Origin of the sequence: Flagellimonas alvinocaridis (genome assembly GCF_965248585.1) — a bacterium.
Classification (GTDB): Bacteria; Bacteroidota; Bacteroidia; order Flavobacteriales; family Flavobacteriaceae; genus Flagellimonas; species Flagellimonas alvinocaridis.
Genome location: NZ_OZ252111.1, coordinates 605,173 through 630,256 on the forward strand (window position 1 = coordinate 605,173; position 25,084 = coordinate 630,256).

Consider the following 25,084-nt stretch of genomic DNA (forward strand, 5'->3'; position numbering starts at 1 on the left):
TCCGAACAAGCTTCACAACTTTTATATCAATTCCGATTTCACTTCAACTTCATGAAAGATGTATGACGGAATGGTTAATGCGTATAATATTTATATTTTTAGAAAAGTGAAGATGCTCATTTTCAGGATGCCTAAGAACAAATCTACGGTTGAATGTTAAACCCACTTTTATAAGAGACAGTGAAGAAACACATTCATACCAAATAACTTGCAAAAGAATGAAAAGAAGAATAGTTGCCTGTATTAGAATATTGACATTCTTACCATTTGTATTGGCTTCATGCAAAAGTAATGACCCAAATCAATCCCATGATATTGTCGTATACGGAGGAACATCCGCAGGTATTGTTGCGGCGGTGCAGGCCACACGAATGGGAAAAAGTGTAATTGTCATTGAACCCAGTAACCATCTAGGAGGTCTGTCAACAGGAGGTTTGGGAGCTACTGACATAGGAAACAAGCATGCCATTGGTGGAATTTCAAGGGAATTCTATGAGCGTGTTGCCCAAAAGTATAAAGCCCCAAAAGCGTGGCCGTTTCAAAAACGGGAAGAATATATTATAGATGAATCACCTGATCCAAATCCGTCCATGTGGACATTTGAGCCCAAAGTGGCCATGGAAATCTTTGAAGATATGATTAGGGAGAATCATATAGAAGTGGTCTATAATGAACGATTGGATTTGACTAAAAAAGTTGTCAAGGAGGATGGTGCCATAAAATCGATTATCATGGAGTCTGGTAGGGAGTTCGGTGGCAAGATGTTCATTGATGCGACCTATGAAGGCGACTTAATGGCCCTAAGTGGGGTAAGTTATACCGTGGGTAGGGAATCCAACGAACAATATGGCGAAAACCTTAATGGTGTGCAAAAAGCATTGGGCCAGTACCACCAATTCCCGGATGGAGTAGATCCCTATGTTGTTCCAGGAGATTCAACCAGTGGCCTGCTTCCCAACATTAATGCCACAATTGCCCAAGATGGTTCAGCAGACAACAAAGTACAGGCTTTCTGTTTTAGGATGTGTTTGACCAATGTTCCAGAGAACAGGATACTCGTAAAAAAACCACAAGGATATAATGAGCAGGAGTACGAACTTTTGTTTCGTGCCATAGAAGCGGGTTACCAAGGCCCCTTTTTTATTATGTCCAAGATGCCGAACGGAAAAACGGATAGTAACAATAAAGGTCCCGTATCCTCAGATTACATAGCAAAGAATTTCAATTATCCGGAAGGGGATTATCAGACTCGGGAACGAATCATCAGGGAACACGAAACTTATCAAAAAGGATTGTTGTGGACCTTGGGAAACCACCCAAGAGTACCAGAGGATATAAGAAAGGAGTTTATACAATGGGGCTTGCCCAAAGATGAGTTTGTGGAAAATGGTCATTGGACTCCCCAATTGTACATTAGGGAGGCAAGACGAATGGTAAGTGATTTTGTAATGACCGAACATCATTGTACCCAAGATTCCATTTCAGCCGAACAATCCGTGGGCATGGGTGCCTATACCATGGATTCCCACCACATGCAAAGGTTTGTAAATGAAAAAGGTTTTGTGAAAAACGAAGGTGATGTAGAAGTTGGAGGTTTTGGCCCTTACCCAATTAGTTATGGGGCCATGGTTCCAAAGAAGGAGGAGTGTTCGAATTTATTGGTGCCGGTATGTCTTTCGGCAACACATATTGCCTTTGGTTCCATACGCATGGAACCGGTTTTTATGATTTTGGGACAATCTGCTGCTACCGCTGCCAGTTTGGCGATTGATGAGAAAATGCCAGTTCAAAAAGTGTCGTATAACAAACTTAGGGAGCAGTTGGTTGAGGATAGGCAAGTTCTCAACTATCAAAATCCATAATGTTTTAAAAAACAGCAACGTGATTGGGAAGCAAAGAAAAAGGCTTCTGATTTTTCAGAAGCCTTTTTCTTTCTAGTAGCGGGGACTGGACTCGAACCAGCGACCTTCGGGTTATGAGTTTCACCAAACCCCTTATTTTATGCTATTTAGGGCATATTTTGCCAAAAAACGTGTACGATATCGTGTACTGTTATTCTGATTAAAATTACATAAAAATATCAAATTGAAATAGCTTAAAGTTATTCCATGAGCTGTAGGTGTATCGTGGCTTGCAAAGAAAGCTTCCCAGTCCTGTAATCCTTCATTTTTTTAAAATCCATGTGGGTAATTGCACCAAAATTTATCTGGCTCTCAAGTGAGTGCCCTACCTTGAGGATACCACTAAATGCACCTTCAAGAATAAAAATGAAGGTCTTTGTTTCAGTGGTTCCATTTTCAACCGTGTGGGGTGCGTTGAACTCAATCATTTTTACCGAATTGGACAATGTTGTTTCATTCAGAAACTTTAATAGGTCATTTTGAAAGTTAATGGAGCCCAAATCGAGTTTCTTGAATTGGTTGTCCAACTGTTTTTCCTTTTGGGCAATGTTGGATAATTCCAAGGGAATGTTTTTAGCGAGTTCTTTTTTTGCATTGTTCGACAAATAACCATTACGAAGTACCAATGTTTTTTTTATGGTCAATTGATAGCTAATGATTAACAATAAAAAGAAGCCACCTATAAGAAATTTATTTTTATTGGTCAACTTCATTTAATTGGATTTTTAAAGTGAATTTATCTGAGGTTTTAGAGACATACTCATAGCCTAATATTTCTACTTTCTCGACCCAGTTCTTGTGTTCTATCAAATCTGTCCATTGCGAAAATGCTACCTTATTGTTTGTTTTTCCAGATATCAAGATGCTGTTCTTAAGAACCTCAATTGTTTTTTTCTCACTAATGGGTCTTATAAGAGGTTGGTATGCCATTTCATCCAATTGGATGCTATTTGGAATTTCATGGGCAATTCTATCTAGATAAAAGGTGGTTCTTGAATTGGAAGAACTTAATAACATCTTCAGTCTGGATTCCTTTTCCGATACCCTTTTCCTTATGGTATTTAATGTGATGCTTTGCTGTTCGAGGCTTGATACTGTTTCCATAGCTTGGGTTTTCTCTCTATAGTGTGAGAATGCCAAGAAATTTAAGAGTAGTAAGGCCAAGATCAATGCCAACCCTATTTTTAGTCCAAAGTCAAAGAGTCGATTGTTTTTGAACCTATTTTCAGATTGCTCGTTTATATGGATTAGATTAGATTCTTTATGGTCCTTGCCTAGGTAGCCCAATATGTTGGAAAAAGGCAATAGACTTGTGTTGGATAGGACAAGACCATTTATTTCCACCGGAACTTTTTCGAAAGAATCAGTGGCCTTAAATTGAAGTTCATGGTCGTTTTTTTTGCTGAGCTCAAAATTGGATCCCAATATAGGGGAACCCTTAAGGTATGGGATAATGTTTTCAAGGTTGGTGATGCCCAGAGAAACAGAAGTAGGTTCAATATGGTGCTCCTCCAACGTCTTTAATAGCTGGTCTATGTGTTCCTTTTTGCTTATTGCCACCATTTTAAAAGTAAGGGAATCCAAAATCTGGTAATAAAAATTGTCCAGTTCCAGATTAGGAAAAGCTTGGGATACCCATGATTCAGTATTGCCTTTGGTATCGGTATCAACCTGTTTTTTTAAAACTTTTGAAGTATTGACAGCTAATAGAAGAGGGGCTTTTTTGGTAATAAGTTTTGCCAGTTCATCAACCTTCTCGAAAGTATTTTCAACAGAAATGAGAAGTTCCCCATTTTTTTGGGTGACCCTCAAGAATGAGTAAGAAATGAGGTTGTCCTTTTCAAAGATTTCCAGACCTTGATAGACGTTTCCTTCCATAATATGTCGTACCCAATCTTTCAAGATCAATAGATAACGGTTGGTTTGATGAGTATGGTCAGTTTTTGTTTGGAATCTTCCCTTTTCCTTTTGCTGAACAGCCACTTTATAACAGGGATCCTACTCAATAGAGGAACCCCGCTTCCCGAATCATTCTTGACTTTTTCTTCGAGACCGCCCAATATGGCAAGATCTTGATTCTGCATTCGGATGATTGAGCTGAATTCGCGGGAGGTAAGCCCAGGAGGGGCATCATCCTCGATACGTTCACTACTGAAATCAGATTGTATGACATTGATGTTCAAGGTTACTTGACCATCACCGGAGACCAAGGGTTTGATGCTCACGGCCAATTCGGCATCTATAGGGGCATAATTCCTTATTTCAGATGTTGTGGGCACTTGGGAACCGAAGAAGCTTTGGTTTGTGACCACATAATAAGTGGTTTCCCCTATGGAAAGGTTGGCCCTATGTCCGTTAAGGGTGGACAGTTTTGGAGTTGAACGGATCTTGATATTTCCATTCTCTTCCAATGCCTTGATAGTAGCAAAAAACTCGGGCACCACCCTGCCAATATTGAAGGAACCGAATCCATCGAACCCACCAATGACTTTGTTGACAGTTTTTGCACCCAACGTAAGATCTGTGTTTGGAAATATATTGCCTCGGGTTTCCACAGGTTCCTCTCCAATGCCCCAGCTGATCCCTGTTTCCACCACTGCAGATTTTTTGACCTCTATGATCATGACCTCGATCAAGACCACGGGAACGGGTTTGTCTATCTCGGCAATAAAACTTTTAAAACGCTCGATATTGGCCGAGGGACCACTTACAAAAAAACTGTTCAGTTCAAAATCCACCCGTATGTCCAATTCAGATTTTATCTCATCGGGCAAGATATTTACTAATGCTTCAGCCGTGTCCTGGTAATTCCCAAATCCCGTACTTCTGGTATCGATGTTCCTTTGTGTATTGGAATTTTGCTGTCCGCCTTGAAATGATGGATTTTGGCCGTTGCCATAATAGTTCACGTTTCCGGTATTGGTCCTGCCAGCGGAACGATATCCCCCAGAATATGATGTGGGGTCACTTAACAACTCCACTGATCTGTGCATCATTTGAACTACTTCCACTTTGCGCACGCTCAGCTGATCTGCAGTGCCAAAAAAGTAAATGTTATTTTCCTTTTTAAAGGTAAAATGAGTTGGTGATATGGTATTTTGTCTGGTATTTGAGTTGGCATAATTACTAGGTTGGGGACGTCCGTTCTGAGCATTGTTGTTGTCTGTAACTGGTTCACCCTTTTGTTGACTTTCAAAAATATGGAACAGTAAATCATCAAAATAGATATTCTTTGCATTGAAGGTCACTTTGCCGGCCTGCTCTAAAGGAGTGGCCGTATAGGTGTCAAGCTTCAAATCCAGACTTAATGACTCCACAATTTCTGCCACTGGTGAGTCCTTAAAGTCCACATTAAGGATTTTATTTACAGTGTCAAGCACCTCATAGGGCATCCTGTTGTTAAATCCTCTAGTGCGAAACCCACTTTGTTGTGCATCAATCATGCTAAACAGGTAGAATCCGTCCCTTGACTTGGAATGGGAAAGACCGTTGAGGTTGGCAATCTTTTCCATGGCCGTATCAAAAGGCACACTTTTCAGATAAATATTTAGTGGTTTGCTTTTCAGGCTGTTTGAAAACAATAGGTTCTTGCCGGAGACATCCATGATCTTTCTAAAAACCCGTTCCAAAGGAATGTCGTTGACATCCAAAGAGATGGATTGGGTAGAGGGGTCCAATTGGACCAAAAAGGTTTTCTCGACAATTTCGGGCTGCGGGGGGAGATAACGTTTAATGGAAAGGATGCTGCCGGTAAAATGAATGGTGAGATTATATTCCTTACAGAGGAAAACCAAAAGGTCCGAAACCGTTACGTTGGAAAAATTATTGACAATAGTAATGTTTGAAATATCATTGGATACGCTCAGATTGAGATTATGGACCTTGGATACTGCAATCAAAAAATTGGGGAGGGAAACATTGGTCACGTTCACCTCAAGTTTTAGTGCCTCGTTGTAAGACGGATTATCCATGGCCAAAAGCTCCAAATGGTTACGGATACTTTGAATCCTGTCGCCTTGGTATTGGGCGGATATAAAGTTTATAATACAACAGAACAGTATAAGAATGGTTTTTCTCATGAATCAGTTACTTAATAGGGAGTAGACCTCTTCGATGGAGGTCACCCCTTCTTTGACCAGATGGATGGCGTTTACTTTTAAAGTTGAAATATTATTTTCAGCGAGGTAGTGTTCTATTTGTAGTTCGTTGTTTTTTATTGAGGACTCTAGATTCTCTTGGATGGGCAATATTTCATAGATGGCCTTTCTACCATTGTAACCCGTATGATGGCAATCATTACATCCCACAGCCACAAAATGTTCTCTCATATCTTTGGGAACGGAAAAATTGGAGGGCAAACCGTTCGCATCTATTTGTTCCTTTCGTTTGCATGAATCACATAATTTTCGAACAAGTCTTTGTGCAACGCTCATATTAAGGGTACTAGCAATAAGAAATGGGGGTATTCCCATATCTATCAATCTTGAAATGGTCGCCCAGGCCGAATTGGTATGAATCGTTGAAAGTACCAAATGACCAGTGAGTGCGGCCCTAATGGCCATGTTCGCAGTCTTTACGTCCCGAATCTCGCCGACCATGATGATGTCAGGGTCTTGTCTTAAAAATGTTCGGAGGGAACTTGCAAAATCCAAACCTATGTTTTCTTTTAATTGTACCTGATTGATACCTTCCAAGGTATACTCAATAGGGTCTTCAATGGTGAGGATGTTCGTGGCTCCATCATTCAACAGCTTTAGGGTAGCATAGAGTGTTGTGGTTTTACCCGACCCGGTCGGACCTGAAATCAATACAATGCCATTGGGTTTTTTTATACCTTCTTTATAAGTTGCCAATTCCTTTGGGGAAAATCCAAGGTCATCAAGATTTACGGAGCCAGTGTCCCGACTCAATATACGGAGCACCAACTTTTCACCATGTAGGGTTGGGAGGGAGGAGACCCTGATGTCAAATTCCTGTCCGTTGGAGTTTACGGTAATACGACCATCTTGGGGAAGTCTTTTCTCGGCAATATCAAGATTGGCCCGTATCTTGATTTTGTTCACCATGGTAGGATAATCCTGTAGAGGAATTGTATAGTACTCCAAAAGCTTTCCGTCCAATCGTAAACGGACCCTGCATTTATTTTCATAGGGTTCAAAGTGAATGTCACTACTTCCGATGCTTTTCGCTTCGATCAAAATGCTTTCCAAAAAATCATTGGTATACCCAAGCTGTGCTGTTTCCTGTTTTTTTCGTTGTCGGTAATTGGTGGTCAGGTATTGTTGAAGTTCGTCATGTCCACATGGTTCCAAGGAAATTTTTGAGTCAAGAACAATGTTCAACTCGGCCAAAAGTTCTTTGAGAGAGGTGTTATCGGTCTTGAACACCAGTCCATTTTCATCTCTTGAGACAGGTACTATTCTATAGTGAAAAGCCTGGTCGGCAGATATGCACTGCTGCAATTGGGACGATATTTTAAAAGGGTTCGGCTGCATTTATAGAAGATATAGGGATGGACAGTTGGGCAAATGGGCCATAAGGATAACGGCTACCAAGAAAATTCCCATGAGACCTGCCAAAGGGACTGTTTCAATGTTTCCCAATACTTTCATGAAGATGAAGACCATCAATGAAAAACAAATTGATGCAACAAAGAGAAGTATGAAGGTAATGGTGGGAAATCCCATGGCGAAAGCGTACATGAACAGCATGTCGCCCAATCCAAAACTTACATTCAAAAAATCTTTTTTAAAGATATACTTGGTGACCAACCATAGGATCAACAGTATGCAACTTGTAAGAAAAACATTGGTAAGTGCCGCATATAAGAATGGTAAAAGTCCAACATGTTTTATGTGTAGGCAAGCCAGAAATATAGCAGCGAAGGGGAAACAAAGCCATAAGACTTTTCTTTCCCGGAAATCCTGAACAGCAATGATACTGCAGGTGACCACGGTAAGCAATTGAAAGGCCATCATCAGTCTTTGATGATTTGTTTGGGGTTGCCGTTTTCATCAATTTCCCAGACATTTAGGATGCCGTCCCCATCAAAATCGGTAACGGCTTCTGCCCTTGCTTTGAAAGATGCATTTGTGGCGGATACAATTTCATACCTGTAATTGGCCGTGCCATTTTCCTCCACTGTTTTTGGGGCAACAAAATCCAGTTCGTTGATGTCCCCGGTAAATTTGCTGTACATGTACCTATAGGTGGTCTGCGAGTTGTAAAGCGCCTTTAACTGTGTCTGGGCCTCAATACTTTTTGCTTTGGAAATCAGGGGCATAAGATTGGGTAGGGCCAAAAGAAGCAGAATGCCGATTATGGCCAGAACAATCAATGTTTCTTGAAGGTTCAGGGCCATTACTTTTCTTTGGAATAGTGTTTTAGCCATATGGTAAATCAATAAGACTTGGTGGTACCATAAACTAAAAAAGATATGGTTTATTATATTTTGTATATTAAAAAGTAGGAATTTTCATTACAGTTTGTAGTTCATCGAAAAAATAAAATATTTGTTAACAACCATTTAAAATTTGTATATCATTGCGACGTAATAACTTATTCCCAAAGTAAGTGATTACATGTTAATAACCTACTGAATTATGGACAAAGAGACAATCTCTTCACGGGCGATTCATGCCCTTTTTTCTCCTATTCAACATACAATAAACCAAAGTGGTACCACAAAGAAAAGTCGCGATATGGAATGTTTTCTTGTCGGATGGATTTTCTGTGGAACGAAAACCGGGATATCCAAAGAAGTTTACGGTCAATTCAATGTGGTGAATATACCAAGCGATTGTAAATCTTTTAAAGATATCAAAACTGGCGGCTTGGAACCGAGCGGGACGGACAGACCGCTATTGGATAGGATTGGTGGGTTGCCCCTTCATTGTTAAGCTAGCAAAAGGAATTATCAAGAATCATAAAAACAATAACAAAAATCTTATTGACTCATGGGAAAAAATCAAAAACAGAGCAGTCTTATACTCGTTGCCCTATTTTCATTGGGTAACTATATGCACGCTGGGGTAAACCCTAAAGAAAAACACATTTTATTGGAAGTTGAAGATATATCCAATGAAATTATGATGGCCTGCCCGGTATCAGATACTTTTTCAAACGGTAACGATGGGGGAACCCATAATTTCTCCTATACCGATGTGGAAAGCTTGATGGTGGATTTTGATTTTATCAACAATGCTTTTCAAATGACAGTGAACAGTCAACAGATACATCCGAATACTTTGGAAACAGAAACAGCTGAAATGAACGGTGGAGATGTTCTTTTGGTTTTTCAATCCAATAATTTGGAAATGCAGGAACCCTGGCTCAGCAACTCCAATGGGCTTCCCAGATTGAGGTTGAACATTGATCAATCCGGGAACATCACCTTACAGGGAAGTAGGACCACGACCTCAACGGTCATGGAGACCATGATAGTCAACAGTGCAGTGGCGTTCAATACCATAACATTCCCTTCAGGTACAACCTCAATAACCATAGTAAATCCAAACGAGAATGGAGACGATGGTATCTCGGGGACCATTACTGTGCAGGAAACCTGTAGTTCACCGGACACCCAAGACCCTACGGCCCCAACACTTTCCAGTACCGGTAAGACCGATACCACGGCCAACCTCTCCTGGAGCGGGGCGACGGACAATATTGGGGTGACCGGGTACAAGGTTTACAAAGGAGGGGTCCTGGAGGCCACCTTGGGCAATGTGGGCACATATCAGGTAACAGGGCTCACAGCATCCACCACTTATAGCTTTACGGTCGCGGCATTGGATGCCGCGGGTAACGAAAGTACGGCGAGCAACTCGGTCTCCGTTACCACGGATGCGACCTCGGGCGGGGGAAGTTCGGTGTGGACGGAATCGGGCAGTGTGGCCAGTTATTCCGGTGATGTGGCCATTGGGGGCGTTTCGGTCCCCACGGGCTATAAATTGGCGGTCGATGGCAAGCTGATCGTGGAAGAGATCAAGGTACAGTCCAGTGACAATTGGCTGTGGCCGGACTATGTCTTTGCCAAAGGCTATGATCTTCCCACTTTGGAAGAGGTCCAAAAGCATATTGAGGAGAAGGGCCATTTGCCCAATATCCCATCCGCAGAAGAAGTGAAGGCCAATGGAGTGGAATTGGGCGAGATGAACAGGCTGCTCTTGGAAAAGATAGAGGAGTTGACATTGTATATTATTCAAGAAAAAGAGCAGGCCAACAAAAAAAATCGAGCTATAAACAACTTATTGACTAGGATTGAAAAACTAGAAAAACTTTTAGAAAATGACTAACCAGATTTCGAAAGTATCTAAAGTATTGGCATTCATTTTTTTAGGAATAAATAATATTTTTTCTCAAGAAGCCCTTGAATTGCGCGAATATTTTCCTCCATCACCAACAGCTCAGGAGTTTATAAAATATGGAGAGTACCCGGTAGGAATGTATACAGGTGTTCCAAGTATTTCAATACCTCTTCATAATATTAGTGTTAAAGATATAGAAATACCTATTTCACTCAGCTACCATAGTGCTGGAATACAAGTGGACCAGATTGCCTCAGAGGTAGGATTGGGCTGGTCAATGAATGTAGGAGGATTGATTTCAAAAATTCCACATGGTATTCCAGATGATGTACAAAATGGATTTTTGAAGTATGATGTCCCAGAAGTAAATGAAATTGGTTCGGATTATAATTTTTTGGATGATGTTGTTTTAGGGGAGCGTGATACTGAATCGGATATGTATCATTATACATTTGCTGGCTATTCGGGAAAATTCTTTTTCGACCGAGAAGGTGAAACCAGACTTGTAGAAGAAACCCCTATTCGCATAAAATATTTTGAAGGAGTCCCCAGTAAATTTGTAATCACTACAGAGAATGGAGTAGTTTATGAATTCAATGAAACTGAACAAACCCAAACAATAACTCTAGGAGGTAGCAACGAGCAGAGCTATACTTCATCGTGGCATCTTTCCAAAATTACATCCGTAAACCAAAATGACTATGTGTCTTTTATCTATGAAAGTGTTACTCCTTTCAGTACATACCAATACAATTATAGAGAGACAACTGCTGTTGGATATTATCCAACTAACACATACCCATCTGATCATGAGTTTGGTCATTTATCTTCAATTTCACAGACTACGCATACCCCAAAACGACTTAAGGAAGTGGTGTTTCCAAACGGTAAGATTGTATTCGCGAGACAGTCGGGAAGACTCGACACCTCAAAGGAAAGACTTGATAATATGGCGGTACTAAGTTATAATGGGGTACAATATGACACCATTAAAAGCTTTGAATTCGTTCATGACTACTATCACTCAGATATTAATATATCTGCACCGATCAATAACCCTAATCCTACTGATGTGCGTCGCTATCGGCTAAAGCTGACAGAATTACGAGAATATAATAAGAATGAAACCGAGGCCAAAACACATTTTTTCGGATATGACGAGAATATGTTGCCCCCAGTAAACTCAAATGGAAAAGATTTCTGGGGTTATTATAATGGACAAAACTCGAACACTACTCTGATTCCCAAACAGGATTTTAAAATTAATAGCAATGACGTGGGGGCCGCGGACAGGAATCCCTATCCAGAATATATGGGCAATGGGATTCTTAAGAGAATTACCTATCCAACCGGCGGGTATACCGAATTTACATTTGAACCCAATGAATATGTAACAACAGAAGGGGAAATTGTTAATGCCGTGAAAGATGTCATGGCTGCCGGTTTGGACAATGTCATTGGGAACCCTCCATTTCTGCAGGATTCCATCATTTTCACACCTAATTATTCGGGATATGCGACATTACATATTGAAGCATCGAACCGAACAAGCACCACGGGTACTTATCCGACAGTGATTTTAGAGCAACTGGGAACATACAATCACACCCTTATAAATCATAGCATTACCCCTGGCCAGTATCCTAATATGTACCAAAACCCGCCAAGCTCATCTGAGATTGAGATAACTTTCGACCCCATGTTTTTGGATAGTGGGGTTTCATATAAACTTAAAGTCATTGTAGAGGGAAGCTCTACCTCAACAGAATTTGATGGAGCCGCCTATATCATAGCTGATATCACCTATAAACATAAGGATACCACAAATATGACGCCAGTGACCAAAGTAGCTGGGGGGCTTCGGATTCAACAAATTAGTTCCTATAACAAGCCTAATGAACTGGCCTTTTCAAAAAAGTATGAATACGCATCGGGAAAACTCATTACTCCCGAGGTATTTCTGAGAGAACAGTATTTAGTCCAAGAAGTGATATATATGAGTGGAGGAGGGGATGGTTGTCCTTCGCAGAGCGGATTCCAGAGAAGATTTCTATCTGGTGGCACGGTTCAAACCCTTACGTTAAATGGAGGCAGTGCAGTTGTTTATAACTCTGTCAATGAATATACTGTTGATGACTCCAATAATAATATCGGTAGAACAAATTACACTTTTGACATAGAAAGTGATATGGTTCTTCCTGTACCTATTGCTTATTTCAATGGTATTATACTCATCAAAAAGGATTGGATGGGTGGACAAAACAGATTTACGACCATGTATCCTAATGGGAGCACAAATTTTGTAAAACGGGAAGAAAGAAAGTATATCAACAAAAAATACAATGAAGCACAAAGTTATAAGATGTACAAAGTGCTTCCATTTGCAAAAATGGAAGGGTCTTCGACAAGTTGCTGGAGAGATTTGCCAAACACTGGTATTTACAAATATAGTATTGTTGAATATCCTATCCATTCAGGCATTAAGTTATTGTCAAGTACAGAAAGCACCACTAGAGATGAAAATGGCAGCGAGTTAACCTCAATGACTTCCATTTTTTATGACAACGATACCCATTTACAACCAACCAAAACTGAAGAAATAACCAGTGATGGTAATACGGTGGTCAAGGAAATACATTACCCAGATGATATTGAAAACACTACTTCTTTAGGTCTTCCACATATTTCGGTATCTCAGAAAGGCATCATTGATAAATTGAAAGGGGGTCAGTTACACCAGGTGGCGATACCGATCCAAACTGTGACCACGGTTAAAAATAATGGGGGTGCAACATTGTCCAAAACGACACAAAGAACACATTATTCCGATTTTGGCGGCGATCTTATTCTTGCAGACACGATCAAAAGCTCAAAGGGTGTCGATTCGGAAACTCTGGGTGAATTGGAAAACAGGATTGTCTTTGAGCAATATGATGGTCACGGAAATCCTCTCCAAGTAACCAGGGCAGATGGCTCGCCTATATATTATATATGGGGCTACAATGGTCAATATCCAATCGCCAAGATAGAGAATGCTACCCTATCCGAAGTCGTTTCGGCACTTGGGGGAGGAACACTTTCAGATTATGATGAAGGGGATATGGAGGGTATAAATGGCTTGAGAAATGCACTTTCCAAAGCTATGATTACCACCTATACCTACGACCCTTTGATCGGGGTTACCAGTATTACCGACCCACGAGGATACACTTCTTATTATGAGTATGATGACTTCAACCGGCTGGAGACCGTAAAGGATGAGGAAGGCAACCTGTTGACGGATTATCAATACCACTACAAAAACTGAACAGCACCATGAAATCATATTATAAGATACTTTTTGGCCTTAGTACACTATTCTTTTTTGTTACTTCAGGTAGCCTAAATGCCCAGTGCTCATTGGATGGGTTGTCTAGTGATAGTGGTTCGGTACCATTTTCCACAAGTGGAGGCACCCAGAATATAACCATTACATGGTCCAATACCCAGCCGGGAGCCTGTACGGGAACTATAACCTTCTCTGGTGTGCCAGATTGGATCAATGTTGATCACTATCAATATAACATAATTAGGGTGCAGTGTGACCCTGGTACAAGTAAAGAGGCATTGTTTCAGTACAGTTATTCCAATGGAGGATCAGGGGGAATTTATGTTACACGGGGAACCCCTTCTACCTATTATCGCGATTTTGACCAAGATAATTATGGAGATGCCAATAACACAAAATTATCTTATGGGCAGCCATCAGGATATGTAACCAACAGTTCAGATTGTGTGGACAGCAACCCAAACATACACCCGGGCGCTACCGAAATCAATGATGGGGTGGATAATGATTGTGATGGACAGGTTGACGAGAACACGGTTACGATCGGTAAGCCAACTGGAGATGCGGTACAATATCGATGTGGTCCAGGGACTAAAACCCTTGTGGCAACCCCGGGTTCTAATGGTAATGGTGTACGTTGGTATGATGTGCCTTCTACTGGGGGGACCCCACTGAGTGAAAACAATAACTTTCAAGTTAATTTGACTACAACAAAAACCTATTGGGTATCCACGTTTAACCAATCTACCCAATTTGAGTCATCAGAGCTATTGGAAGTGACTGCTGAAGTTAGGCCAATTCCAAATGAGCCCGTGGTCAACGTCAATCCAAGTTGCGGCCCTGGAACCGTGACCTTGACAGCTTCAGGCACATCCGGAGCGACCTACAGATGGTATGACGCTTCTGGAAACTATCTGGAAAGCGGAACGTCTTTTTCTAGATCGCTTTCAACTTCACAAAACTATCAGGTAGCAGCCAGGCTTAATGGTTGTGAAGGATCTAAGACCACAGTAACCGCTGTGGTACTTACCCCGCCTGTTGCCCCTACGGTCAATGTCAATCCAAGTTGTGGTCCTGGAACCGTGACCTTGACAGCTTCAGGCACATCCGGAGCGACCTACAGATGGTATGACGCTTCTGGAAACTATCTGGAAAGCGGAACGACTTTTTCTAGATCGCTTTCAACTTCACAAAACTATCAGGTAGCGGCCAGACTTAATGGTTGTGAAGGATCTAAGACCACAGTCACCGCTGTGGTACTTACCCCGCCTGTTGCCCCTACGGTCAATGTCATTCCCAGTTGCGGCCCCGGAGTAGTGTCCATGACAGCCTCTGGAATATCGGGTGCCACCTACAAGTGGTACAATGCATCAGGAACGTACATTGCCAGTGGTGCAAACTACTCCCCTTCACTATCCCAATCGGGAAATTACCAAGTCTCGGCAGAAGTGAATGGATGTGAGGGGCCAAAGCTAACGGTGACTGCAGGGGTAAAGACGGTGCCAGAGGACCCCGCTTTGGAAATTGGATCCCAACCCGCCTGTTCGGTAGCCACTGGAACTTTTACCATCACAAATTATAACAGTGCATATACCTATGTCATATCTCCATCTACTGGGGTGACAAGAATTGGGGATACGGTAACGGCTCCACCCGGAACTTATTCGGTGACGGCCACTTTGGAAGAATGTACTTCCGGTACGTCGGATAACATGACCATAAACGCACAACCTTCACCCCAAACATGGTATTCAGATGTAGGGGATGGTGATGGGTTGGGAGATCCCGGTGATACCTTGGTTCAATGCGAACAACCTTCGGGTTATGTATCAAACTCTTCCGATAATTGCCCATTAATTGATGACCCAAGCAATGCTTGTGAGGTGCATAGTAGTAATCCACAGGATCATAACTATATCTATTCCCGTACCTATCAACAGGAAAGTACCACTATGATTGATCCCCTGCGTTTTGTGCAGAACGATATCCTAATACAACAGATCACCTTTTTTGATGGTCTGGGCCGTCCATCCCAACAATTGGGTCTTGGACAAACACCCAAGGACAACAATGGGGACACCTTTGATGTTGTGACGCATGTCGGGTATGATGATTTTGGAAGACAGGAAAAGGAATGGCTTCCTTACGCTGATAAAGACTTATCCACAGCACTCGGGAGCTTTAGAACTGAGGCCGATTCTGATGTAGATATCTACTATGAGTCAAATTATGGGCAAGATATTCTATCTGGGTCGCCCAATCCCTTTTCCCAAAAGGAATTGGAACCCTCTCCATTGAGCCGTGTCCTAAAACAAGCAGCTCCAGGTAAGGATTGGCAACTTTCCATTGCTGGCGATGACCACACTATAGGTTTTGAATATTTGGTCAACGATACTCTTGAGGTCAAGCAGTACAATGTATCCCTTGGCTTTGCCGATAAGACATATGTACCAACCTTAACGGATAATGGTCATTACTTGCCTGGAGAACTCTACAAGACCATCACCTATGACGAGAACCATCCAGGGACCGCTACCAAAAACTATACTACGGAGGAGTTCAAGGACAAACAAGGCCGTGTGGTGCTCAAGCGCACCTATGCGGATATGGACACAACAGATGATGGGGACACCAATGATCCCGAGGATGCGGAAATACCCCATGATACCTATTATGTGTATGATGACTATGGGAACCTCACCTACGTTCTGCCACCCAAGATGGATGCCACCACGGAAACCTTGGCCAATATCAACTCCGGTTTGGACGGATTGGGCTACCAATATGTATACGATCACCGCAACCGTTTGGTGGAGAAAAAAATACCGGGCAAGGAATGGGAGCATATTGTCTACAACAAGCTGGACCAACCCATTATGACCCAAGATAGCATACAGAGGGCCAATAATGAGTGGCTCTTCACCAAGTATGATGCTCTGGGCCGAGTGGCCTATACGGGCAAGGTAACGGATGGTCGTGCCAGGGAGGTGATCCAGACCAATAGTGTAGATGTACTTACAGCGGACCTTTGGGTGAAACAAGGAAATAGCTACCCTTTCGGGAGCATTGATGTAAATTATGACAATGGAGCATACCCCACGGCCAATATTACTGAGATATTGACCATAAATTACTATGATGACCATGATTTTGACAGGGCAAACGAACCTACACCACCAACACAAGTCTTTAGTGCCAATGTAGATAATAGGACAAAGGGACTGGCAACGGGGAGCAAGGTGAAGGTGCTGGGAGAAAACCATTGGATTACCACGGTGACCCGGTACGATGCCAAGGGCCGACCGATTTATACCTACAGTGAGAATTCATTTTTGGGTACTGTGGACATTGTCAAGACAAAACTGGATTTTGTGGGCAAGCCAGTAAAGGTGCATACATCCCATACCCGGAACGGCAGTACCATTGCCACACTGGATAATTTTGAATATGACCATGTGGGACGATTGCTGAAGCAGACCCAATGCATAGGAAATCAAAACTTGGGCTACGATTGCTCTGGTTCCATCGTGGAGCCGAACCCCATCATTGAGAATGAGACCGTTGACTATAATATTGCCGCCCCAAACAGTATAACGTTGAAGCCGGTGACCATCATATCCGGAACCCCAAGTGGATTAACGTTCAGTATAGACCCTTCGGTCTCGGGCACCGGGGGGGAAGAGGAACTCATAGCACGTAATGAATATGATGAACTGGGCCAGTTGGTGCGCAAGAAAGTGGGGAACACCGAGGCATCCCCATTGCAGACGGTAGACTACACCTACAATATACGTGGATGGCTTACGGGAATCAACGATATTTCCGATACAACTCCGGATAAACTGTTTAACTTTGGGATAACCTACAACGGGGGTACGAAGCCGTTATACAACGGGAACATTTCCCGGACGCAGTGGCGTACGGACAACCAGGATAGTTCTTTGAAATCCTATGATTACACTTACGATGCGCTCAACAGGATTACGGATGCAGTGGACAATACAGGAAAGTACAACCTGACAGGTGTGACTTATGACAAGAATGGGAACATAGGGACCCTGCAAAGACAAGGATGGACAAGTACAAGTCCCTCTTTGGCGAACAACACAGGTCTTGGTATAATGGATGACTTGGATTATGAGTACTATGCCAACAGTAACCGTTTGCTAAGTGTACAGGAGTTGCACGGTGCAAGTGCGACCTACGGATTTAATGACGGAGCAGTGCAGAGTACAGAGTATGATTATGATGTAAACGGCAACATGACCCAAGACCTTAATAAGGGAATTACTAGCATCTTGTACAATCATCTAAATCTTCCTACAAATATTGTTACGGATTCTGGTAATATTTCGTATGTTTATGACGCCACGGGCACCAAGTTGCGGAAAACGGTGTCCGGGGGAGGTTCTGTGACAGACTATGCAGGCAATTTTGTGTATTCCAATAGTGGGGCAGGGCCAAACTTTGAGTTTTTTAGCCACCCGGAAGGTTATGTGGCCTCAGATGGTATGGGCGGGTATGACTATGTGTACCAGTACAAGGACCATTTGGGCAACATACGGTTGAGTTATTTGGATGCCAATCAGAATAATGCCAACCCTGTTTCACTTGAAATCGTAGAGGAAAACAACTACTACCCTTTCGGCCTTAAGCACAAAGGGTACAATGACAGTGGTATGTCTCCACTTGGCAACGATGTGGCGCAGAAGTGGAAGTTCGGCGGGAAGGAGTATGACGATAGTTTTGGTTTGGAGATGTACGACTTTGGTGCAAGGAACTATGACCCGGCACTGGGTAGGTGGGGAGTAATCGATGCTCTTGCTGAAGACCCCAATCAAATTGACAAATCACCTTATGCATATGCATGGAACAACCCAGTATATTATACTGATCCTGATGGAAATTGTCCAATTTGTGTTGTAGTTGTATTTTTATTAGCGGCAGAAGTTTCCAATGCACCAACTGGAAATCCTGCTGATGGTAAGGCCATTGAATATGCGAAAAACCTCCAAGCAAATACTTTGATGATTGGTGCTGGAGGAGCAGGCACAAACGGGGTAAGGGGATTTGTTAAAGAAGTTGCCAAAGATGCAATTGCTGACGCAACAGGAGTTCCTATGGTCAATCCAAAGGTTCTAAAGGACATAAAAAACCTTAATATTGACCAGAAAGCATTAAAAAGAGGTAAAGATAGTGAAACTAGGGTACTTAAAGAAGAAGGAATTACTAAAAATACTACTAAATATAGTGCAACTGACCCAAAAACGGGCAAGTTAGAAAATACTATTCCCGATGGCATGGAAAATGCTGTTACAGAAATAAAAGATACAAAGGTCGTTTATGATACTAAACAGATCAGAGTACAAAGGGAGGTGGCAAAAAGTCAAGATATGGAGCATAAAATAATTACGGGAACAAATACAAAAGTGTCTCAAACCGTTATGGAAAAGTCAAAGGTTATTAGAAGAGACGATTTAGGCCCGCAAAACAAAGGAAAATAAATATTATGGATTGGTATGATAATCAAGATTGGGATGAAGATATGAAGATGGCGTTTGAGGAGAAGTTAAAAAGATCAAGAGGCTCCTTTAATAAAGCCCAATACCTTAGAATTAAAGGAAGTAATCTTATTAATTCAGAGGACAATAGTAAACAGAAAGCAGGAATTAATTTGTTGGAAAGAGTTACGGAAGAATATTCAACTGAATTATTTCATTCTTATTTTGCTCATGAGCAGCTTGGAGATTATTATTTCCAAAAAAAAGAATATCAAAAGGCGATACAGCACTATCAGGAGGTAGTTAATTATTATCAAAACAGTAGAAATGGTACAAGTGGTATTGCTGATATTAAATTTGCTGAGGCAATAGTTAATTTGAATAAAAGGGATAGATTCCTTGAAGCAGTAAGACTTCTAACCGATGATTTTATTAAGACAGGGGGATCCTTAGATTTCAAGGATGATATTTTTAGATACCATTTTGTATTAGCAAGATTGTATGAAGGAATTTCTGAAATTAGTATTGCAAAAGAACACGCCAAAAGAGCATATGATGTCTATCAGTCAAAGGAAGTTCAGTTTCCTAAACATCCAAAGCTTGGAATGATTACTGTTTCAGAAGATGAGTATAATAATCTAGTAAGGTTAGTAAATTAAATGGTTTGTAATGAATAGAATAGCAGTGGTTTTCTTATTAATTCTTACATGTTCATCAGCACAGGATTCAGATTTTGAAGGATTAATCAAATACAATTTGATCTTTGAAGATAAAACCGGTCAAATGACGGATGATCAGGTGGTCCAGTTTATGGGTGATTCACAATCATATTTTATTAAGGAGAACAAATACAAATCCATAATGAATGGAATGTTAGAAGTAACTCAATATTATACAGGCAATGATACCATATATAGTGAAATAAACGGTATTAACAGTATCATGTTTTTAGATGCCAATAACGTTTCTGAAGAAGTGATTAGTTATAAGATTAAAGAAGAAAGTTCCATTATTTCGGGATATAGCTGCGATTTGTTAGAAGTGAAAAGTAACCTAGGAATTACTCTTTATTATTTTAATTCATCAATAAAAGTTGACCCTGAAGATTTTCAAAATCATCATTACGGTTTATGGTATTATTGTTTGAAAAAAACAAAAGGCGCATTGCCAATAAAAATGGTCAGGGATATAGATAAATCAAAGTTGATAATAGAATTAACAGAGTTAGAAAGAAAGGAACTCGCATCCGAAATGTTTGAAATTCCCAAAGGTGTCCCAATAGTAAAAAATCCAAGTCAGTAAGGGTAATGTAGTAAAATAGTTGTTTTACCCATTTTTGAACTTAAATGATTAGAAGCCAGTATTATGGATGCTTTCCAGATACTGGTTTTTGTCATTATAGGGTATTCCATGAACAAAGAAAGTCCATCAGGCATCATAAAATGAGCACTCTTTTCCGTAACGTGTAGTAAATTAGTTGATGGATAAAGTACCTCTTAAAATTTTGTCCAAAATCATTTTTTCCATTACTTTTTCAAAAAGTTCTTTGAAAGTGACTGAGCAATGTTGGTAATGTAGTAAAATAGTTGTTTTACCCATTTTTGAGATTAAATAATTAAAAGCCAGTATTATGGATGCTCTCCAGATACTGGTTTTTGTCATTATAGGGTATTCCATGAACAAAGAAAGTCCATCAGGCATCATAAAATACGCACTCTTTTCCATAACGTGTAGTAAATTAGTTGATGGATAAAAAATACTGCCCCCATTGCAAAGGATTGGCAATAAAGAATGGAAAACAAAAGGGGAACCAACGCTACAAATGCACATTATGTCAAAAGTCATTTCAACAACAATATCAATATAAAGCCTATGGTCCCCAAGTAAACCCATTGATAAAAAGGTTGCTAAAAGAAGGTTGTGGGGTAAGAAGCATTTCAAGGATCATAGGGATTTCTCCCAAAACCGTACTGGCAAGAATCATAAAGATAAGTAATGCCATAAAGTCGCCATGCACAACAAAGCATGGCTCTATGTATGAAGTTGATGAGCTATGGAGTTTCATTGGGCAAAAGACCAATCCAATCTGGATTACATACGCCATGGAACGGGAGACAAAAAGAATTGTTGACTTTTTTGTCGGTAATAAATCCAAGGCCAATATCCAACCACTTATTACCAAGATATTGTTATTGCGCCCCAAGCGAATCTATACGGACAGATTGAACATTTACCCTGCTTTGATCCCTGCTGGGATTCATAGGCGTTTTCGGTATTGCACCAATTGTATAGAACGAAACAACCTGACTTTACGCACCCATATTAAAAGGTTAAGCAGGAGAACTATATGCTTTTCAAGAAGCAAGGCGTATTTAGAGGCCCATTTGCGGATTTATTTTTGGGGCTGAACCATTTTGTTTTCCAAACACGTTATAGCTCATGCTGTTTTAAAGTGTAATTGAACAGCATACCTTAAAAAGAAGCAGTACATGGAAAAAGTTTGGGGCTATGAAGGAAAAATCCTATTTTCCGTGAATTAAACTGAACTAACCTTATCTTTTGTGAACCTACGCCAAACTACAATTTTCTCCTCTCTTTTTTTGTTACTGCTGTCTGTTGGGGTCGAGGCCCAGAATAGGGCCAATATCTGGTATTTTGGATATAATGCCGGTTTGGATTTTAACAGTGGGACACCAGTACCCCTACTGGATGGGGCCCTGTACACACGCGAAGGTTGTTCCACGATTTCCGATAATGGGGGAAACCTCATGTTCTATACCGATGGTATTACCGTATACAATAAGAACCATCAGGTTATGCAGAACGGTTCGGGTCTTTTTGGAGACGCCTCCAGTACGCATTCTGCGGTAATAGTCCCAAAACCGGGCTCTTCCAGCGAATATTACATTTTTACGGTTGACTTGGTTTCTGGAGGGAGGGGCTTGCGATACTCCGTGGTGGATATGGGCCTGGATGGAGGATTGGGAGGAATTACCAATAAAAACACCCTTATGATCACTGGGGTTACGGAAAGAGTGGCTTCTTATAAAAAGGCCGGTTCGGACGAGTTCTGGATCGTTACCCGTAAAGTGACCGAAAATGATTTTTTGGCCTATGATATTACGGCCTCAGGGGTAAGCGCCACACCCGTGGTGAGCACCATTGGGGTGGCTAGCCTTGATGGCAAAAGAGAAAACGGACAGATCAAGATTTCCCCGAATGGAAAAAGATTGGCGATGGCCAATGGATGGGAAGTGGAGGTATATGATTTTGATGAGAATACAGGCAGTATCACCAACCTGATCACCTTAATGCGGAATATTGGCAGTTACGGTATTGAGTTTTCACCGAACAGTGATGTATTGTATGTGGCATTTTATGAGGGAGTTTGCCAATTTAACCTGAATGCCGGTATGGAGTTGGACATAGAAAATTCTAGGGTTGTCCTGGGAACTGAGAATAACAGGTCCTATGGTTCCTTGCAACTAGGACCCGATGCTAAGATATATGGGGTAAAGGTCAGGAGTGAATATTTGGATGTAATCCATGAACCCAACAATTTGGGTGTAAACTGTGATCATAGGCATAACGACATCTACTTAGGCGGAAGGAAGGGTTTTTTAGGTCTTCCTACATTCATTTCCAATATCCATACCTTGGCGGGAAATATTTCTTACAGTAATACCTGCTTTGGGGATACAACCACATTTTCCTTACCTGCCCAGGATCCATCGGCCACGGTGCTATGGAATTTTGGGGATGGTACTACGTCCACTATGGAAAACCCTACCCATACCTATGCTTCCGCAGGGGATTATACGGTTAGTGTAACAATTACCTTGGGTGTCCAGACCAAAACGGAGCAGGAGCAAGTCACCATCTCGGAAGTGCCGGCGGCCAATGCGATCACCAATATAGAGGTATGTGAAACCGGGACCAACTACCATCTGGATTTGGGTACATTGGACGCCCAAGTGTTGGGGGCTCAACCCGCCTCCAATTTTACCATCAACTATTTTGCATCCCAAGCCGAAGCCGATAACAATACCGGCCCACTGCCCGAGTCTGCCAGCTTTGCGGAAGGGCTTACCACGGTCTATGTCCGTATAACGAACAACGCAAATCATGCTTGTTATGATACCACCAGTTTTGATGTTCTGGTAAAGGCCTCCCCCCAATTGGTCCCAGTATCGGATTGGGTGGTCTGTGATGATGATGGTGACGGTCAATATTTCTTTGATTTGACCTCCAAGGACACTGAAATCTTGAATGGGCAGGATCCTTTGGAGTTTACCATTTCCTATTATGGTACCCAGATGGATGCGGATGGGAGTACCAATGCTCTGGGAACCAACTATACATCTTCAGTGGACAATGAATCCTTATATTTTCGAGTGGAGAATTCATCGTTCCCGGATTGTTACAGAACAGGTACTTTTAACGTTGGGGTGATGGATCAGGTCTTGGCCAATACCCCTACCGATTTGGAGTTGTGCGATGCAAACAATGATGGAACGGCAGAATTTGATTTGACTATAGTGGAACCGGAAGTTTTGGGGGTGCAAAGTTCGTCGAGTGTGGTGATAACCTATCACAGTTCACAAGCGGAAGCCGACAGCAATTTGAACCAATTACCTAGCAACTATACAAGTAACACGTATCAAAATACCATATACATTAGGGTGTCCAACGCATTGGACAGTTCCTGTTATGCCACTACGTCATTTCAACTCAATATTTTTGATGTTCCAGAGATTCCCAATGTATCGGATTGGTCGGTTTGCGATGATAATAATGATGGACGTTGGGTATTCGACCTGGATGAGAAGGCAGATGGGATTTTAGAGAACGTCGGCGGGACCTCCCTTTCCTTTTATGTTTCGGAAGCGGATGCCGAGTTGGGACAAAATGCCATTTTTGGGGACTATGAAAACAATGTCAATCCTCAGACCCTTTATTTCAGATTGGAAAACTCTAATAATCCCAATTGTTTTTCGGTCGGCAGTTTTGCTTTACAAGTATTGGACACACCTACTGCATATCGGCCCACTGATATTGTAATCTGTGATGATGCAGGGATTGGCAGTTATCAATTCAACCTATCTCAAAAAGATGGCGAAGTACTTAACGGCCAAGACCCAACAGTATACGAAGTGGCCTATTATGCAACAGAATTGGACGCCCTTAGTGCTGACAGCCCCCTTTCCAAAGATAATTACGCCAATACCGCATACAATGAAATAATTTATGTGAGGGTGCAGCATACCCAGTTGACATCCTGTTACGATATTGCCAATTTCAATGTGATTGTGAATCCCTTGCCACACCCAGATTTGGAGGAAACCTACGTAATTTGTCCAGATAGCCCAGAGTTGGTCATTGATGCTGGTATTTTTGAAACCTATTCTTGGAAGGGTCCTTCGGGAAATATTGTGGGAAATCAGATGACCATGGATGTAACTGAATTGGGAAATTATGAATTGACGGTCACAGAGACGCGAAATGGGGTTGCCTGTTCCAATTCTGTCAGTTTTGAGGTGGTGTCCTCGGGCGCGCCAGATAGCTTCACGATACACACCGATGGCTTTTCGGATAGGGTCACCGTAACCGTGGATGTCATTGGTATTGGTAATTTCGAATATTCCATGGATGGTCTCACATTTGGCACAAGTAATCAATTTGAGGTATTTCCAGGACAGTACACTGTTTATGTCCGTGATCCTTTTGGTTGCAGGACATTGGAGAAGGACATTGTTGTAGTAGGATACCAGAAGTTCTTTACCCCCAATGGAGATGGGATAAACGACTATTGGAACATAGTGGAGGGTCTGCACTTCACGGACTCCCAGTTGTTTATTTATGATCGGTTGGGCAAACTACTGATCCAGATATATCCAGATGGTAAGGGTTGGGATGGAACCTATCGCGGAAAACCAATGCCCTCTTCCGATTATTGGTTCCGTTATGAGTATGATCAAGGCAAGGTCCAAACAGGGCATTTTTCCTTAAAACGCTAGGGTAATTATTTATAAGATTCAACACAAC

General features: G+C 41.6%; 16 protein-coding genes. 9 read left to right on the forward strand and 7 right to left on the reverse strand.

Translation table 11 applies throughout. The features are described from left to right. Positions 1-218 precede the first annotated feature (218 nt). Positions 219-1,862 (forward strand): FAD-dependent oxidoreductase, encoded by a 1,644-nt coding sequence (locus ACP14V_RS02680; protein ID WP_272610754.1) that lies wholly within the window; start codon positions 219-221, stop codon positions 1,860-1,862. A 239-nt stretch (positions 1,863-2,101) separates the two neighbouring features. Here the strand turns inward: ACP14V_RS02680 and ACP14V_RS02685 are convergent, their stop codons facing one another. The 6 genes from ACP14V_RS02685 to ACP14V_RS02710 are packed head-to-tail and all read right to left on the reverse strand — an operon-like array spanning position 2,102 to position 8,292. Continuing rightward, a complete protein-coding gene (locus ACP14V_RS02685; RefSeq protein WP_272610753.1) occupies positions 2,102-2,614 on the reverse strand; it encodes a hypothetical protein in 513 nt (170 codons plus the stop codon). After that, positions 2,598-3,803: a hypothetical protein gene (locus ACP14V_RS02690; protein ID WP_272610752.1), complete on the reverse strand. Its 1,206-nt coding sequence runs from the start codon at positions 3,801-3,803 to the stop codon at positions 2,598-2,600. Before ACP14V_RS02690 ends, ACP14V_RS02685 begins: the two co-directional genes overlap by 17 nt. Positions 3,804-3,805: 2 nt before the next feature. Next, entirely contained in the window at positions 3,806-5,980 is a 2,175-nt protein-coding gene (locus ACP14V_RS02695; RefSeq protein WP_272610751.1) for a type II secretion system protein GspD, read from the reverse strand. A gap of 3 nt (positions 5,981-5,983) precedes the next feature. Next, positions 5,984-7,396, reverse strand: a complete 1,413-nt coding sequence (locus tag ACP14V_RS02700; RefSeq protein WP_272610750.1) for a GspE/PulE family protein — start codon at positions 7,394-7,396, stop codon at positions 5,984-5,986. Beyond that, on the reverse strand, positions 7,397-7,879 hold the full coding sequence (locus ACP14V_RS02705; protein ID WP_272610749.1) for a hypothetical protein: 483 nt from the start codon (positions 7,877-7,879) through the stop codon (positions 7,397-7,399). Next, positions 7,879-8,292, reverse strand: coding sequence for a type IV pilin-like G/H family protein (locus ACP14V_RS02710; protein ID WP_272610748.1), 414 nt, complete (start codon positions 8,290-8,292; stop codon positions 7,879-7,881). Before ACP14V_RS02710 ends, ACP14V_RS02705 begins: the two co-directional genes overlap by 1 nt. Before the next feature lie 211 nt (positions 8,293-8,503). On the opposite strand from ACP14V_RS02710, the gene ACP14V_RS02715 reads away from it, so the two are divergent. Genes ACP14V_RS02715 through ACP14V_RS02740 form a run of 6 tightly spaced genes read left to right on the forward strand, consistent with a single transcriptional unit; the run spans position 8,504 to position 20,341 of the window. Next, entirely contained in the window at positions 8,504-8,800 is a 297-nt protein-coding gene (locus tag ACP14V_RS02715; protein ID WP_272610747.1) for a hypothetical protein, read from the forward strand. Positions 8,801-8,857: 57 nt separating this feature from the next. Next, complete coding sequence (locus ACP14V_RS02720; RefSeq protein WP_272610746.1) at positions 8,858-10,198, forward strand: fibronectin type III domain-containing protein; 1,341 nt, start codon at positions 8,858-8,860, stop codon at positions 10,196-10,198. Further along, positions 10,191-13,517 (forward strand): RHS repeat domain-containing protein, encoded by a 3,327-nt coding sequence (locus tag ACP14V_RS02725; RefSeq protein ID WP_272610745.1) that lies wholly within the window; start codon positions 10,191-10,193, stop codon positions 13,515-13,517. The genes ACP14V_RS02720 and ACP14V_RS02725 overlap by 8 nt, the downstream gene beginning before the upstream one ends. Positions 13,518-13,525: 8 nt before the next feature. Then, a complete protein-coding gene (locus ACP14V_RS02730) occupies positions 13,526-19,042 on the forward strand; it encodes a DUF6443 domain-containing protein (protein ID WP_272610744.1) in 5,517 nt (1,838 codons plus the stop codon). A 5-nt stretch (positions 19,043-19,047) separates the two neighbouring features. Continuing rightward, positions 19,048-19,698, forward strand: a complete 651-nt coding sequence (locus ACP14V_RS02735; protein ID WP_272610743.1) for a tetratricopeptide repeat protein — start codon at positions 19,048-19,050, stop codon at positions 19,696-19,698. Between the two features lie 10 nt (positions 19,699-19,708). Next, a complete protein-coding gene (locus ACP14V_RS02740; protein WP_272610742.1) occupies positions 19,709-20,341 on the forward strand; it encodes a hypothetical protein in 633 nt (210 codons plus the stop codon). Between the two features lie 171 nt (positions 20,342-20,512). Here ACP14V_RS02740 and ACP14V_RS02745 read toward each other — a convergent pair whose 3' ends face one another. Continuing rightward, a complete protein-coding gene (locus ACP14V_RS02745; protein ID WP_272610943.1) occupies positions 20,513-20,932 on the reverse strand; it encodes a hypothetical protein in 420 nt (139 codons plus the stop codon). Here ACP14V_RS02745 and ACP14V_RS02750 point away from each other — a divergent pair. After that, complete coding sequence (locus ACP14V_RS02750) at positions 20,818-21,447, forward strand: IS1 family transposase (protein ID WP_272610937.1); 630 nt, start codon at positions 20,818-20,820, stop codon at positions 21,445-21,447. The two genes, ACP14V_RS02745 and ACP14V_RS02750, sit on opposite strands and share 115 nt — an antisense overlap. 153 nt (positions 21,448-21,600) lie before the next feature. Next, the gene (locus ACP14V_RS02755; RefSeq protein ID WP_272610741.1) at positions 21,601-25,056 is read left to right on the forward strand and encodes a T9SS type B sorting domain-containing protein; all 3,456 of its coding nucleotides are present in this window, start codon (positions 21,601-21,603) and stop codon (positions 25,054-25,056) included. Positions 25,057-25,084: the final 28 nt, after the last annotated feature.

What these genes read in the sequence shown, in the direction of transcription:
- ACP14V_RS02680 (WP_272610754.1), top strand. Translation starts at nt 219, where the DNA reads ATGAAAAGAAGAATAGTTGCCTGTATTAGAATATTGACATTCTTACCA.
- ACP14V_RS02685 (WP_272610753.1), bottom strand. Translation starts at nt 2,614, where the DNA reads ATGAAGTTGACCAATAAAAATAAATTTCTTATAGGTGGCTTCTTTTTA.
- ACP14V_RS02695 (WP_272610751.1), bottom strand. Translation starts at nt 5,980, where the DNA reads ATGAGAAAAACCATTCTTATACTGTTCTGTTGTATTATAAACTTTATA.
- ACP14V_RS02700 (WP_272610750.1), bottom strand. Translation starts at nt 7,396, where the DNA reads ATGCAGCCGAACCCTTTTAAAATATCGTCCCAATTGCAGCAGTGCATA.
- ACP14V_RS02705 (WP_272610749.1), bottom strand. Translation starts at nt 7,879, where the DNA reads ATGATGGCCTTTCAATTGCTTACCGTGGTCACCTGCAGTATCATTGCT.
- ACP14V_RS02710 (WP_272610748.1), bottom strand. Translation starts at nt 8,292, where the DNA reads ATGGCTAAAACACTATTCCAAAGAAAAGTAATGGCCCTGAACCTTCAA.
- ACP14V_RS02715 (WP_272610747.1), top strand. Translation starts at nt 8,504, where the DNA reads ATGGACAAAGAGACAATCTCTTCACGGGCGATTCATGCCCTTTTTTCT.
- ACP14V_RS02720 (WP_272610746.1), top strand. Translation starts at nt 8,858, where the DNA reads ATGGGAAAAAATCAAAAACAGAGCAGTCTTATACTCGTTGCCCTATTT.
- ACP14V_RS02725 (WP_272610745.1), top strand. Translation starts at nt 10,191, where the DNA reads ATGACTAACCAGATTTCGAAAGTATCTAAAGTATTGGCATTCATTTTT.
- ACP14V_RS02730 (WP_272610744.1), top strand. Translation starts at nt 13,526, where the DNA reads ATGAAATCATATTATAAGATACTTTTTGGCCTTAGTACACTATTCTTT.
- ACP14V_RS02735 (WP_272610743.1), top strand. Translation starts at nt 19,048, where the DNA reads ATGGATTGGTATGATAATCAAGATTGGGATGAAGATATGAAGATGGCG.
- ACP14V_RS02740 (WP_272610742.1), top strand. Translation starts at nt 19,709, where the DNA reads ATGAATAGAATAGCAGTGGTTTTCTTATTAATTCTTACATGTTCATCA.
- ACP14V_RS02745 (WP_272610943.1), bottom strand. Translation starts at nt 20,932, where the DNA reads ATGGGTTTACTTGGGGACCATAGGCTTTATATTGATATTGTTGTTGAA.